General features: G+C 22.9%; 12 protein-coding genes. 4 read left to right on the top strand and 8 right to left on the bottom strand.

The window, feature by feature from the left end; genetic code table 11:
• Positions 1-360 precede the first annotated feature (360 nt).
• Positions 361-648: a winged helix-turn-helix domain-containing protein gene (locus KQY27_RS03390; RefSeq protein ID WP_224425173.1), complete on the bottom strand. Its 288-nt coding sequence runs from the start codon at positions 646-648 to the stop codon at positions 361-363.
• Between the two features lie 453 nt (positions 649-1,101).
• On the opposite strand from KQY27_RS03390, the gene KQY27_RS03385 reads away from it, so the two are divergent.
• Positions 1,102-3,162 (top strand): right-handed parallel beta-helix repeat-containing protein, encoded by a 2,061-nt coding sequence (locus KQY27_RS03385; protein WP_224425172.1) that lies wholly within the window; start codon positions 1,102-1,104, stop codon positions 3,160-3,162.
• Positions 3,163-3,474: 312 nt separating this feature from the next.
• Here KQY27_RS03385 and KQY27_RS03380 read toward each other — a convergent pair whose 3' ends face one another.
• From KQY27_RS03380 to KQY27_RS03360, 5 genes are all read right to left on the bottom strand, one after another.
• Positions 3,475-5,310, bottom strand: coding sequence for an AlwI family type II restriction endonuclease (locus tag KQY27_RS03380; protein ID WP_224425171.1), 1,836 nt, complete (start codon positions 5,308-5,310; stop codon positions 3,475-3,477).
• A gap of 9 nt (positions 5,311-5,319) precedes the next feature.
• Complete coding sequence (locus KQY27_RS03375; RefSeq protein ID WP_224425170.1) at positions 5,320-6,225, bottom strand: Dam family site-specific DNA-(adenine-N6)-methyltransferase; 906 nt, start codon at positions 6,223-6,225, stop codon at positions 5,320-5,322.
• Positions 6,226-6,233: 8 nt separating this feature from the next.
• Positions 6,234-7,376: a DNA adenine methylase gene (locus tag KQY27_RS03370; RefSeq protein ID WP_224425169.1), complete on the bottom strand. Its 1,143-nt coding sequence runs from the start codon at positions 7,374-7,376 to the stop codon at positions 6,234-6,236.
• A 1,058-nt stretch (positions 7,377-8,434) separates the two neighbouring features.
• A complete protein-coding gene (locus KQY27_RS03365) occupies positions 8,435-8,683 on the bottom strand; it encodes a hypothetical protein (protein WP_224425168.1) in 249 nt (82 codons plus the stop codon).
• A 39-nt stretch (positions 8,684-8,722) separates the two neighbouring features.
• Positions 8,723-9,013 (bottom strand): nucleotide pyrophosphohydrolase, encoded by a 291-nt coding sequence (locus KQY27_RS03360; protein ID WP_224425167.1) that lies wholly within the window; start codon positions 9,011-9,013, stop codon positions 8,723-8,725.
• A 362-nt stretch (positions 9,014-9,375) separates the two neighbouring features.
• Here KQY27_RS03360 and KQY27_RS03355 point away from each other — a divergent pair, with 362 nt between their 5' ends.
• The 3 genes from KQY27_RS03355 (at position 9,376) to KQY27_RS03345 (ending at position 11,531) form a co-directional block, all read left to right on the top strand.
• Entirely contained in the window at positions 9,376-10,341 is a 966-nt protein-coding gene (locus tag KQY27_RS03355; protein WP_224425166.1) for a hypothetical protein, read from the top strand.
• A 102-nt stretch (positions 10,342-10,443) separates the two neighbouring features.
• The gene (locus KQY27_RS03350) at positions 10,444-11,226 is read left to right on the top strand and encodes a hypothetical protein (protein WP_224425165.1); all 783 of its coding nucleotides are present in this window, start codon (positions 10,444-10,446) and stop codon (positions 11,224-11,226) included.
• A 95-nt stretch (positions 11,227-11,321) separates the two neighbouring features.
• Positions 11,322-11,531 (top strand): KTSC domain-containing protein, encoded by a 210-nt coding sequence (locus KQY27_RS03345; RefSeq protein WP_224425164.1) that lies wholly within the window; start codon positions 11,322-11,324, stop codon positions 11,529-11,531.
• 32 nt (positions 11,532-11,563) lie between these two features.
• On the opposite strand, the gene KQY27_RS03340 is transcribed toward KQY27_RS03345, so the two are convergent.
• Together KQY27_RS03340 and KQY27_RS03335 are read right to left on the bottom strand one after the other, a co-directional pair.
• Positions 11,564-13,288 carry an AAA family ATPase gene (locus KQY27_RS03340; RefSeq protein ID WP_224425163.1) on the bottom strand — a complete coding sequence of 575 codons (1,725 nt, stop codon included), beginning with the start codon at positions 13,286-13,288 and terminating at the stop codon, positions 11,564-11,566.
• A gap of 49 nt (positions 13,289-13,337) precedes the next feature.
• Complete coding sequence (locus KQY27_RS03335) at positions 13,338-14,075, bottom strand: MBL fold metallo-hydrolase RNA specificity domain-containing protein (RefSeq protein ID WP_224425162.1); 738 nt, start codon at positions 14,073-14,075, stop codon at positions 13,338-13,340.

Raw genomic sequence — 14,075 nt, 5'->3', positions numbered from 1 at the left:
GTATTATATAAAAAATTTAATTATTCCCAAAACAATAACAATTCAATACCTAAACTTAATAGGTATATGTATTTTAGTTAATATATAACTTAATTCATTGAGCATATATTTAAATTTTTGTAGAATTATTAGGAAAAACATTTAAGTTAACATATTTCTCAATAAATTGTAGAAATAAATGTTTATATTTTAAAAAAAGAATTTATAAATTTTCAAATTAGATTTAAAAAGGATTTATCTATTAATAGATAATATGAAGTTAAATTTACTTATTCTTTATTTTTCACTTTTTATTACTATGTTTTATACAAATATAGGAATTTTTGATAGTTTTCTTTGGAATAATTTATAATGTTGAAATTATTCAATATAGTTTAAAACTTTTCTTCCTAAAGGAGTAATTTTATAAAGTCTGCCTTGTTTTTTGTGAGGATTTAAACATTTGATTAATTCCATATCTTTTAATTCTTTTAGTGTTGTGCTGATATGACTCATTTTTATGTTTGTTGATTTGGATAATTTAGAAGGTGTTTTTATTTTCTCCATTAGATTAATCAAAATCTTTTCTCTGTAATTGGACATTTGAACAAAAGATATTAATTCTATTAATTCATCATCTAATTCTTCTTTCATATGTTTTTGTTGCATTAAGTACAAAATCTATTTAGTCCCATAACAATACCAAAATAATACCAAAACAACTATTTAATTTATATATTAGTTAATACATATTATAACAAAATCATTATAAAATCAATTTTTAAAATCATGGAAAAAAATAACAAATAGGAGAATAAGTTAATATAAAAAGTTTATTTTTAAAATTAAGGATATTTAATATTATTAATAAGAAGAAAACTACAAAAAATAGTTTTCTTCTGATTAATAATTAAAAAATCTAGCTATTTCATTAAAAATCCATGATTTATACCAACTAATGAAAATAGCTATAAATTAAATGTTATTAATCAAAAAAAACATACGATGAAAATTTATGCTTAGTAAAAACCACCCGAGATAATTAAAATATCCATTTTTTTTACTAAGCTAATTTTCACAATTTAAATAAATAAATAAAATAAAAAGGGAGGGAAATAACCTATGAAAATAAGAAAAATAACCTTAATATTATTAGCTATGCTTTTATTAATTTGTAGCTTATCAACAATTAGTGCAGCTAACAACACAATCAGTGACACTAGTACTGGTGGTATATTACAAGGTATTGCTGACACTGGAACTGGAGACACATTATACTTAAACCCTGGAACTTACAACAAAACTAACCAAGACACTAACATAACTATAAGTAAAAACATAACAATTCAAGGAAATGGATCACAAAATCAAGTTATTATTGATGCACAAGGATTATCAAGAATATTCACAATAAATAACAATTTGAATGTTAGTTTTATTAATATTACATTTATAAAAGCGGGTAATGGAAGTGATTATGGAGCAATCTTCAATAACTATCAAGGAACAATAATGAAATTCATAAACTGTACATTTATCAACAACACTGCACTATCAGGAGGCGCTATTTATAATGTAGGTAGTGGGATGACTATAATCAATTCTATATTCATAAATAATGACGCAACATCAACTAGTGGAGGTGCAATAAGTAGTAGAGGTGCAAATATAACTGTGATTAACTCTACATTCATAAATTGTACTTCTATAAGAAATGGGGGAGGTGCAATAAGTAGTAGTGGTGATAAAATGACTGTAATTAACTCTACATTTATCAACAACACTGGAATGAATTCTAGTGGTGGTGCAATCTATCTCAATAGTAATAATTCAATTATAGAAAACTCCATATTCATAAACAACACTGCACTAGCAGGAAGTGGTGGAGGTGCAGTCGCCGTATTTGGTGAAAATGCAACAATAATTAACTCTATATTCAATCAAAACAGTGCAACCAATAATGGAGGTGCAATACGCATCGGAACTACTAGTAAAAATACAAAAATAATTAACAACACTTTTACAAATAATTCCTGCATAAATAATGGAGGAGCTATTTATAATGTTGGGGATAATATAACACTTTCTAATAATACCATGACAGGCAATAATGCAAGTTCAGGTCAAATGATTTATAATAATGGTTCTATGGGCATTTTAAATCTAACTTATCTCAATAATTCTACCTTAGCTGTTTTGAATGGCTCTACAATAACCATTTATGCTACTTTAACCGATGATATGGGTAATACTGTTACTGGTCAAAATATAAGAATTTATATTAATGGAATTCTTGGAGGAACTCTCATTCAAAATATAGAATCTATTGAAGGCTATGTAAGCTTTAACTTAACTGTTATTGGTGAAGATAGTGCTTTATTCCCTGTCAATGGTACATATGATGGAATCGGAGACTGTCCACTAATTATCAATGAAGGTTTGATAAGTGTCTTTGCAATAGATCCTTACAATATTACTAAAATAGCTACTAACTCAACTATATCTACAAAAAATGTTACTGTTGGTAAACCAACTAATATTACTGGTATTGCAAAAGATGAAAATGGAAATATTTTAGCTAATATTGAACTTAGTGTTATTGTTGATGGTAAAACATACACTGTAACTACTAATAGTAATGGTGAGTGGACTTTAACCTATATTCCAACTAAAGTAGGAAATATAGATGTTTCCGTACAATGGAAAGGAAATGATACTCATAATGGATTTAATAATAAAGCAAAACTTAATGTAGCTAAAAGAAATATCATAGTAACTATAACTACTGAAGAAAATGATGATGGTTCTATAACCATAATAGCTAATGCAACCTATGAAGACGACGGAACCCCAGTAATTAACCATCCAGTAGACTTTATACTAGATGGAAAAATTATAGGAACAGGAATCACAAATAAAAACGGAATAGCTAAACTAAAAATACCAGCTAACAAAATCAATGGCCAAACACACAAAATAACAGCTCTGGTATATGGTGATGATAATTCCAATGATGGAAAAGCAACCACTACTTTCACAAGAAAAAACCCAGATAATCCTAATCCAAACAAAACAAGTAACAACCCAGCTGCAACAGCAGCTATGAAAAAAACAGGAATACCAATAAACTTAATAATATTAGTAATTTTAAGTTGTTTAGGAATAGTTATTAGAAAAAAATAAACAAAATTTTTAAAGGATAATTAATTTTTTTATCCTTTTTTCTTTTTTAAGATATAAAATAATTATAATCTTTTTAAAAAAGTCAAAGATGAATCTTGAAATATTTAAACTTTTAAATGAACAATAATGATAAATATTATTATGATGGCTTATCTATTTATTCTTAAAATATTCTGAAAAAATCCAAAAATTCGAATTAAAATAAAAATATTTTAAATTTTTTCTAATTTAATCAATGATTATTAGTTTATATACTATTTTTTGAAATTTTCTTTGAATCTGAAAATACATATTATTCTGTCCTTATTTCTATTATATGGATTTTTCCCATTTGCAAATAGTATAATTTAATTTATCTTTCCACATTGTAGACTTAATATCATTATTATGAGGTATTTGAGACAAATTATCAAATAATTTTTTTAAATCAGAATTTTTGACAATTTTATTGTTTTTTCTTTTTTTAATTATTATGTCTAATATATTAATATATTGTGGTAATGTTAAAGGAATTATATTTTGTTTTATGTCCTCATAACCATCTTTAACATAAAAACGCAACTGATTATATGTATCTCTATGTATAACTGGAGCTATGAACATACAATAAAATTTTTTATCAGCATATTTTTCTTCTAAACTTCTTAAATGTCTCATAATGGGTTGAACTTCATGTACTGTTTGACTCCTACTTTTCATCATAGTAACTTCTACAGACAAATTAAATTTATCATAAAAACATTCAATGTCTGCTTTATTACCTGGAGCAGTGAAAACAGGTTCTCCATCATCCCCCATTTTTAAATTAGGCTTTATTTTTTCAGCATCATTTATAGCCATCAAACTTAAAGAAGTGTACCACTCCAATTCAAGAGGCTCTTTAAAATTAGATTTAGATGGTTTTAATCCAGATAATCTCTCAAGTTCATCTTTATATTCATTTAAATTATCTTTATTTTTTTCTCTAACAAAAATAAATTGGTTATTGACATTTTCCATATTATTTTTCAAATTATCAATTAGCTTTTTAAGATCAATATTTTGAATATTTGTAATATCAATATCTAACGAATAGTCATTTAGATTGCTGTGAGGATACTGATCAATTATTTCATTTTGTTTATTTTTAATATTTGAATTCAATTGTGAAAATACTTTTTCTAAAGTTTCTCTACTTTCCCATGGCAATTCTGGAGAGTTTATGTCTCCTAAATACTCAATATATTCATTTTTATCGTCATAATGTGAAGAACTTTGAGTTATTTCTGATATGATCATTTTCACTTCTTCTAATCTATTAAAATTGATATTAATCCCATATCGTTCATTAGTATAATTTATATAACCGGTTATTCTAAAATAACGAATTGCCGAATCAGCATAAGCTTTCAATGTGTCAGTTTTTTTAATAATTTCTCGATCATTATTTGGATCCACATCAAAAGTATTTATGATACAATCTTCTAGCATTTTTTGTTTAAAAAGTGCTTGATTACTTGAATTTTTTAAATTATCACGATATTGAATTATTTCTAAAATACTGTCATTTATTTGCGTATAGTTTTTAAGCGTTATGACAAACATCTTAAATTCATCAATACTAATGCCTTTAGATTTATTTCCTCTTTTTTCTTCAATAGAATTTACTTCATAAATGACATTTAACAAAGCAATAAATGGTTTAATATCAAAATCATTCATTCCTCTATCTACAGGATTTGGAATTTCCCATTTTAGACAAAATTTAAACATGAATTCTTCAAAACTTATATCTTCTTTTAATAAAAGTTTACCAAGTTCTGTGATTTTGAGAGGAGTGTCATTTTCCCACATTATAAGTCCTGTTTTTTTTAAAGGAGCTGCTGCTGTTCTACCTCGACAACTTTTATCACATTTATCACTAACATATGTTTCATATATCCTAGTTACATCATCATCTTCAAATAGTCCATCAAATTCATATTCCATTATAAGATTCTCTGGAGTGGTTGTTGGTTTATAATATTTATTTTTAATTAATGTCCAAAAGTATTTAGCTTGATTTTCATGATTATATTCTAATCCTTCAAATTCTTCAATAGCTTTTAGATTATTTATAATTCTAACTGGATTTCGAACAGTTGTATTAAAACTCCATACTTTTACCATATTATCTTCCTAATAATTGCATATTAAAACTTCTACTGTTTTGTTATTTTTTTTTATTTGATAATTTGAATTAGAATAGTTGTGATTTAAATAATTAACATTGTAATTTTTAGACCAATCAATTAAAAGTTCATTAGTTTTTCCTTTACTTTCTAAAACATTTGAAAGCGCGAATCGTATGTTATTAGAATCAATCCAATCTAATAAATCTAATAAATCTTTTTCATTCTTTTTTAACCAACCATCTTGCTCATTATATGAAGCTAATGTAATTAAATAAGGAGGATCTAAATATAAAAAATCATTTTCACCAATATCATTTAAATTAAACTTTTTAAAATCAGAACTTTTAAAATTAAAATTTTTTTCTTTAATACAAGAAGCGAATTTAATTAAATTATTCTTAGAATTTTTATTAAAATCTCTTTTGCCAACAGGGACATTAAAATAGTTTTTCTTATTAAATCTAATTTGATTGTTGAAAGAATAAGTGACCAATATAAAAAAATATAAAGACCTGTCTGAGCTTTTTAAAAAATTTTTCTTATTAAAATCATCTCTTAGTTTGATATAATTATTTTTATTGTATTTACTAAGTCCATAATTTGAATCACATTTATAAAAATTATATCCATTTAAAAATGTGTTGGATAATTCATAATACTCAATGATATCATTTATTTTATCTAAAATAGTATTAATCTCAGTATCTTTAATAAATTGAAATAAATTTATAATTTCTTTTTCTATGTCATTACAATAAATTTGATTTGCATTAACATTTAAAGATACATTACATCCTCCACAAAATAAATCAATGAATTTATTAATATTTTTAGGAAAAAGAGGTAATATTTGATTTAATAATTTATATTTTCCACCAGTATAATTAATACAAGACTTAATTAGATTCATATCCATCATTAGTATACATTACAAAGATATAATAATTCTTTATGGTCAGATATATCACTTTTACCAGTGGTATACGCTTTATAATTACAAGCAAAAATTTCAACATCTCCTTTAGTTTGTAATATCTCTAAAAGTTCATTATAACTTATTTTAGCATTAGATCTTCCAACGCCTTTTTGAGCCATATTACTATATGAAACTAATATATATTTAGAATCAATTTTTTTAATTAATTCTTCAAATGCAGAAACTGCTTTAACTGTACAATATTTACTTTTAGTTTTTGACCTATCTTTCATTTTTTTAGCTATACCCACAACTTCTGGTTTTTTCCAATCAGCTAAATTTTCCAATAGGTGGTATGTATCACCATATTGTCTAGAATTATAAGGAGGATCTATATAAACTAAATCTGCACTAATTGATTTTACTAACTCATTTGAATCCATGTTATATATTTCATTGCTCTTATTATTTTTTTTTATACAAGGAAACATTAATTTTACATCTTTATCCATATCAAGTGATCTTCTATAAGCATCATAATGTCCACAAGTATTAGCTACCTTATCTGTTGCATATAGTAAACTTGTTATTAATATACATTTTTCTCTAAAATTCAAATCATCTAATTCCTCTATTTGCTCCCTAATATTCCCTATTTTCATGGCATTTTTTTCAGTAAAAAAAGAGTTTCCAAAATTTTCTGAAAAATAATTTGTTTCTTCTATCTCCATATTATTAAAATCATTTATAAAATTTTTTATTTTATCCAAATCAAAATAATCATTAGAAAAAAATGTATTATAAACTATATAATTTGATTTTAAAATATCATTAACAATTATTTTTTTATTATCATTGTTAAAATAATCTGCTATTATTCCCGTGCCTGCAAAAATATCAGCAACTGTTTCAATTTTTGAAGGAATATTAAAAGTAACCCAATGAATAAAATTCAATAATTTATATTTGCTACCTAAATATCGCCTATTATGTATATAAAATCGATTTTGTGAAACATCAGCATTATAATTAAAATCATGCCTTTCACTTTCAAAATTAGTAATTTTAATATTACTATTTACATCAATTGGAGATATGATATCATTTTTATTTATTCGTAATTTAGTTTGCGTTTGGCTCAACATAATATCCCTTTAATCCTCCAAATAATTTTAAGCTAATAATCTAATAATACTTTATAATTACTACCATTTAAACATTAACTAAAAATTTACATTTGATAATATTATTATTTTTAATAATAATTAGTATTTTATATGATATCTTAATATTCATAGCATATGAGAAGTAATAAAAAACTATCTAAAAAAATCTCAAAATATTAAAAATTTAGTCAATAAATTATCAAGAGTAGAAAAGACGCCATTAATCAATATGATTTAATAATTTATGCAGGAATATTATTCATAAAATATCTTAATGATTTTTCCAGCTTCAAATTTGTCTTTACCAAATAATACCTTTTTTCAAAATTATTTATCTTTCAGCAACATTTTATTTAATTTTATCTCATATATTGTAAATGTTCTAAATTTGGTTTACTTATTTAAGATAATAAAGTTTTTGGATTATTTCAATATCATTTTCATGATAAATATAAACGCTGAACTTTAAGTCTTCTAAAATTATGTGTATTCAAAACTGATATTATTTCATTGGTTATTTTTTTATTAATTTTTCGTTGTTTCTTTCTAAATAGGTCATGTTGTTTTGTTTAAAATTTTATTCATTAGAATCTTTAATAAGGAAATAATCATCATCGACTAATTTTTTATCTTTTATTAGTTTTTAACGTTTTTTATATCTTTTATCATTTTATTTTGAGTTTTGTATCATGTTTTTTCTTAACTATGTGAAAAGTTATTTCATTATTCATGAAATATGATTATCATTTAATTTTAAAGTAGTTATTTCTTGGCTTCTTTTTGCATAAAAGTATTGAAGTTTTAAGTAACTTATAAAAGTACTTTTCAAAATATTTCTCATATTCCTTTATTTTATATAATAATAAGATGATTTCTTTGTTGTTTAAGTTTATCATTGCATCTTGTTCCTACTTTTACGAGAATTTTCTAATGAAATTAATTTTTATTAATTAAATATAGGTCTTGATAATACATAGATATCTTTATCATGGAACAAAAACGCAAATGTCATGACATATTGGGAAAATACTTATATTTTAAGGATAATTTCGTCCAGATAATAATATTAAAGGAATATTATATTCAATAGCTACTCCAGTATTATTTGGAAGTTCATTATAGTTCAATACTTTATACATATATTCCATTGAATTTTCCCAAGATCTATATTCAGAAGGACTTGGTTTTCCAAAACGTGTTTGACATCTATCTGAAATTCTATCTGCAATTTCCCCAGATTCTACATCTTTCATAAAGCCTTCTTTAGTTGAGTCATAGATAATCATGTTAAGACCTTTTCATAATTTATTATATTTTTTAGAACTTCATTTAGATTCATCAATAGGATATTTTTGAGCATTTAGCTTGATTTTATTATTGATGATCTCATCAATATCCACACCTAATGTGTCTGCCATTGAAATTGAATAAATAAGTACATCAGCTAATTCTTCAAGAACATCAGATTTATTATATTCATCATCCCATTGAAAACATTCTAATAATTCTGCAGCTTCAATAGATATTGATTTAGCTAAATTTTCAGGACTATGAAATTGTTTCCACTTTCTATCATCTCTGAATTTAATGATTTTATTAATTGTTTCTTTCTTCATAAAATCACATTTAAGAAATTTAAACTATTTTTAATTTAATTTGAATAATAAAATAATAAGTATATTTTATTATATTTAAATATTCTAATTTAAAATATGTTTTCTGTCTATTTTGTTTAACTTATATTTTTTTCTATATAATCTCAAGATTTAAATTTTATAGAAAAATAATAAAATTACTCCAAATTATTCAAAACTATATATTATAACATACAAATTAAATTATATGCAATAATAAAAATAATTTTATAAATATAAAAATCGGTGCAGTTAACTAATTACTGAATAAAGTGAATATATAATTAATTTAATCTAAATTTAATGAGAAAAATATATTATTATATATAAACTAAAAAATAATTATGAAACTATCTAAAAAAATAAATATTACTCTTCTAATATTGATAGCTTTAAGCATAATATTTATTTTATATAAAACTTCTTTGATTAATGTTCCTAATTTTGAAGATCTTATTAAACCTAAAGAGATAATATTGGTAATTTTAGCATCTACTATAACTATTTTAGCAATTTTTTTCACATTATCTCAATTTATAGTTCAAAAAGCCTCCGAAATGAGTTCTCCTAAAATTTTAGATGAATATAAAGATGATATGATCTTGAATTTCTCAACAGGAATTTCATTATTTATTATTTCTGCATGTTTTATTTATATATTTTCAACTGGATATTATAACAAATTATTATTCTTTGTGATAGTTTTATTATTTTTAATTATATTAATTCTTTTACTATTTCATACTGAAAAAATGATCATTTATACAAGTAAGACGGAATATTCTAAAAAAGTAATGAATCTTAATAAACTTATTAAAAATGAAATTCAAAAAGAATCTTATTTTAAAGACAAATATAGAATAATTCAAGATATAACTATCAAAAGTGTATTAAATGAAGAATATTATGTTGTGAACTATAACATTGATCTATTATACAACTTTATTGCAAAAATTGGCCATCTAAAAAATTGTTACTCATTTAAAAATAAAATTTTTTTGAAAAAATATCAAATTTTAAAAGAAGATAAAATAAAAATTACACAAATAGTTTTAGAAAACACAATAGAAACATACTATCAAATTTATAAAAAATCACTACAACTAGAAATTATTGATATTTGTGAGTTGATTATTGAAAAAATGAGAGAACTTATTTCTCTTTTAAATTATGAAGATACTTTGAAAATTGTCTTTAAGAAAAATTCTAATATTTATAGTCAAAATAATATAGAAATTAAGAAAAAATTTTATTTTCACTCTTACATAAATTTTTTGAAAATTACATTAAAAATAAAACATGAACTATGATATAATATAATGCATATTTTTTTAGAATTATATAAAAATTTTATTAAAATAGAAAAAATTGAATTAAATTTAGAAAATTTAAATGAAATTTTCTTTAATATAATGATATTAATAGTAATAAATAGAGATTTAAAACTATTTAGTTTTTCAATAAAACAAATTTTAGGACCTGAAAATAAAAAAATTTTACTAAATCCCGAAGAATTATATAAAAAATATGAAATGAATACTTTTTCATTCATCAATTATTTAAATTTTCAAAAAAATATATCTGAAAGTATATATAGTGATAATTTATTTATCGAAAAAGATTTTAAAGAAAATAAAAAAAAAGAAATAATGAACTATATCTCAAATATCGAGATCCATAATTTATTTTTTAAGATAGGAGCTTATATTCTATATTTAGACAATGAAAAAGAAAATAATAAAAAATGGATTAATTACATTAAAAAATTGCCTAATGATTATTCTTTTACTGATTTAATGCGTCTCTTGATTTTTGGAGATTTAAATGGAGTGATAGGGGATTTAATCGATCCAAATTATAGTTATGATAGTTACAGTAAATATTATTTGAATTATTTTTTATTTTGTTTAATTGAAAATAAAATTAAAGGAGAACCTGATTTTGAATATCAATTAGATTATGATAAAAAATCAGCTACTAAAGAAGAATATTATTATTTAGTAGAAAATACACTTACTTATCTAAAAACATATAGAAAAAATTCTAATATACACATAATGAAAGGATTCAAAGAATATTATAATAGTAGAACTTATGAAAAAGAAAATATTAAACAAAAATACAATCCTATTGAAAAAGAAATAAATGAGATATGTAATTTATTATACCAAATTAAGATAAATTTTAAATATTAATAAAAAGTATTATTATATAATTAAAACAATTTTGATTTTTAAAATAAGATTTAATTCTTAATTATTATTTATTTAAAAAATATGGAGGTGAAAAAATGAATAGAGATAATGTTGTTTCAAGTAATATAAATTCTATTGGCTATGATTCTGCAACAAAAACATTGGAAATTGAATTCCATAGTGGAGGAACATACCAATACTATGATGTTCCTGAAAGTGAATATAATGGATTAATGGCTGCTAGTTCTCATGGCAGTTATTTTCATGCCAATATTAAAAATAGATATACTTATAAAAAAATTTAACAAAATAATTTTTGATTTTTAAATACGGCATTTTATTCTCTCAACTTATTGATAAGTTCAATAAATTTGTCATCTAATCTTTCAAATTCAACATATTCTCCTAAAGCTTGAGCTAAAATGGGTTTTGTCATTTTTATGCTACCAGTATTTAATTGTCTTAATTTTTTACTGAATTTTTTATTATTATTCAAGCAAGATTTTTTAAGATTATCTATTTTTTCAATTGTCCAATTAGTACCTATATTTCTATTTTTAGATTCAACATGTTTTTTCCAACAATAATAAATAACTTTTGAGTCAAAAGCATCCTCAAATTCTTTATTACCTATATAAAACACGTTTGAATCAGGTAAATCTAAAGAACTCATTAACTCATAGAATTTTTCATCACCATCATTATCACTCATCACATATGTTTCTAAAGGATAAATAAATTCATTCAATACACTTATAAATCTAGGAATATCCGTTATTCCCTCCCTATTAACAAGTTTTATTAAATTACTTTGCATTGTGCACCCAAATTTTCTTTCAAAAAGAATTTTTAAAAATATTAATTCAGAAACTCCCTCTAAAATTAGAATTTTTTTTGAAAAAAACAAATTTGTGTTTACTATGCCTAATGAAGTTAAAGTTGTTGTTATCTTTGAATCATTATTTATGCTTTTTATTTCTGTTTGATTATTAAACAATGAAAATATTCTAATTTGTTGTGGTTTAAACGCATTCATTAAAAAAGGAGAATGAGAAGTTAAAAGTACTTGACGATTATTGTTATTAAAATTTCTTATAATATCAACTAATTCATATTGAGCTTTAACATGTAAATGAGTATCAGGTTCATCAAAAATTACTATAGAATCTTCAGGGTCTTCGTTTTTATGCTCAAACAAGGCCATTGTTATGCGTCTTTTAGTTCCATCACCTTTTTTATTCAAAAGAATAGAATTTCCTCCATCATCAATTAACTCAACATTTAGTTCAATTTTAATATCGTTTTTTTGTAAAATAGGTTTTATTGATAAATCATTGAAATTTGGAACAAATGTACTTATTTGATCTTTTATACCTAAAGAATCAATTTTTGAATTTAATTCAGAAGCATAACTTTTTAAATGATCATCTATAAAATCAAACAGAGTTTTTTCAGAATCTAAATTCAATTCCCATATATCTTTCTTTTTTTGTTTAAAATAAAGTTCATTAAACATTACATTAATATCTTCAAAATGTTTTCCATCTAAAAAATAAACATTAAAGTTTAAATTTCCATCAAAACTAAAATAATCATTGTTATTTTTTAGTTCATTTAATTTATCTAAAATTTTATTTTTTAGATTATTTAAATTAGTATTAGAACGAATAGGAAATGTAAATAGTGAAGCAAAAAAAATTAATGATTTTTTTTGATCTTCTTCATTTAAAGCATTGAAAGATTCTGAATTATATTCATTTATACAATTTTCGATATATTCATCTCGAATATAAATAGTATTTATATGATTTCCTAAATTATCCCTAAAAATTTTTTTATTTAATTTAAATTGATTTGTTTCAACTTCAATGTTAATTTCATCTTCTTCAAGATGAAAATCATTTTCATCAACTTTTTTATTATCAAAAAAAAATTTTAAAACATCAATCAATGAAGTTTTTCCTGCATCATTTTCCCCAATTATTAAAGTAGTATCTTCTTCTAAATTCAAATCAATCTCTTTTAATGATCTAAAATTTATTACCTTAACTCTGGTTATCATTTTATCATCCCCTAAATTTAAAAAATATTTATTTAACAAATTAATATTATTATGATTCAACCTCAGGCCAAACAACTTCAATCCCATCATCTTTTAAAACATCAAATATTTCAATATTTTCAGTATGAATAGGATATAACTTCTCAGGAGCTATTTCCCTTATCATTCCCAAGATCTCTTCACCACTTCCATGGCCTGAAACATGCATTTTATAGATAGGATATAAACCAAAATGCTTTAACCAATTTTCAACTCTTCTAAAGTCTATTTCCATTTCATCATTAAATGGTTCTGTCATTGAATGAATATATATCCCATTTTTTGGTTTTATATCTATTAATTCTTTTAATTCAAAGAAATCACATCTAAAAATATAATCTTTTCCGTTTTCTTTTACGTCTTTATATGTGATTACATTACCATTTTCTAAAAATTCTCTTTCCCATTTGCCATATTCTTTTTCAACTTCCTCATCGTCTGAATCCAAGATTTTCCAATCTCCATCATAGCAAACGTAATGTTCACCTGAAATCAATCCTTGTTTTCTTCTAGGGAAGTAAACAGCTATATTTGGATCATTTAAGCTAGGATATTTATTTTGTTCTATTCCATCATCTTCTTCTAATAGCTTTAACATATAAGCTTGTTTAATATCAATATCTAAAATCCTATCTGTATTTTTAGAAACATTATAAAAAGTGATTAATCTATCTGAAATTCTATCTGCAATTTCCCCAGATTCTACATCTTTCATAAAGCCTTCTTTAGTTGAGTCATAGATAATCAT

It is taken from the genome of Methanobrevibacter sp. TMH8 (assembly GCF_020148105.1).
Lineage (GTDB): Archaea > Methanobacteriota > Methanobacteria > Methanobacteriales > Methanobacteriaceae > Methanobinarius.
This window is presented reverse-complemented; position numbering and strand designations above follow the sequence as displayed.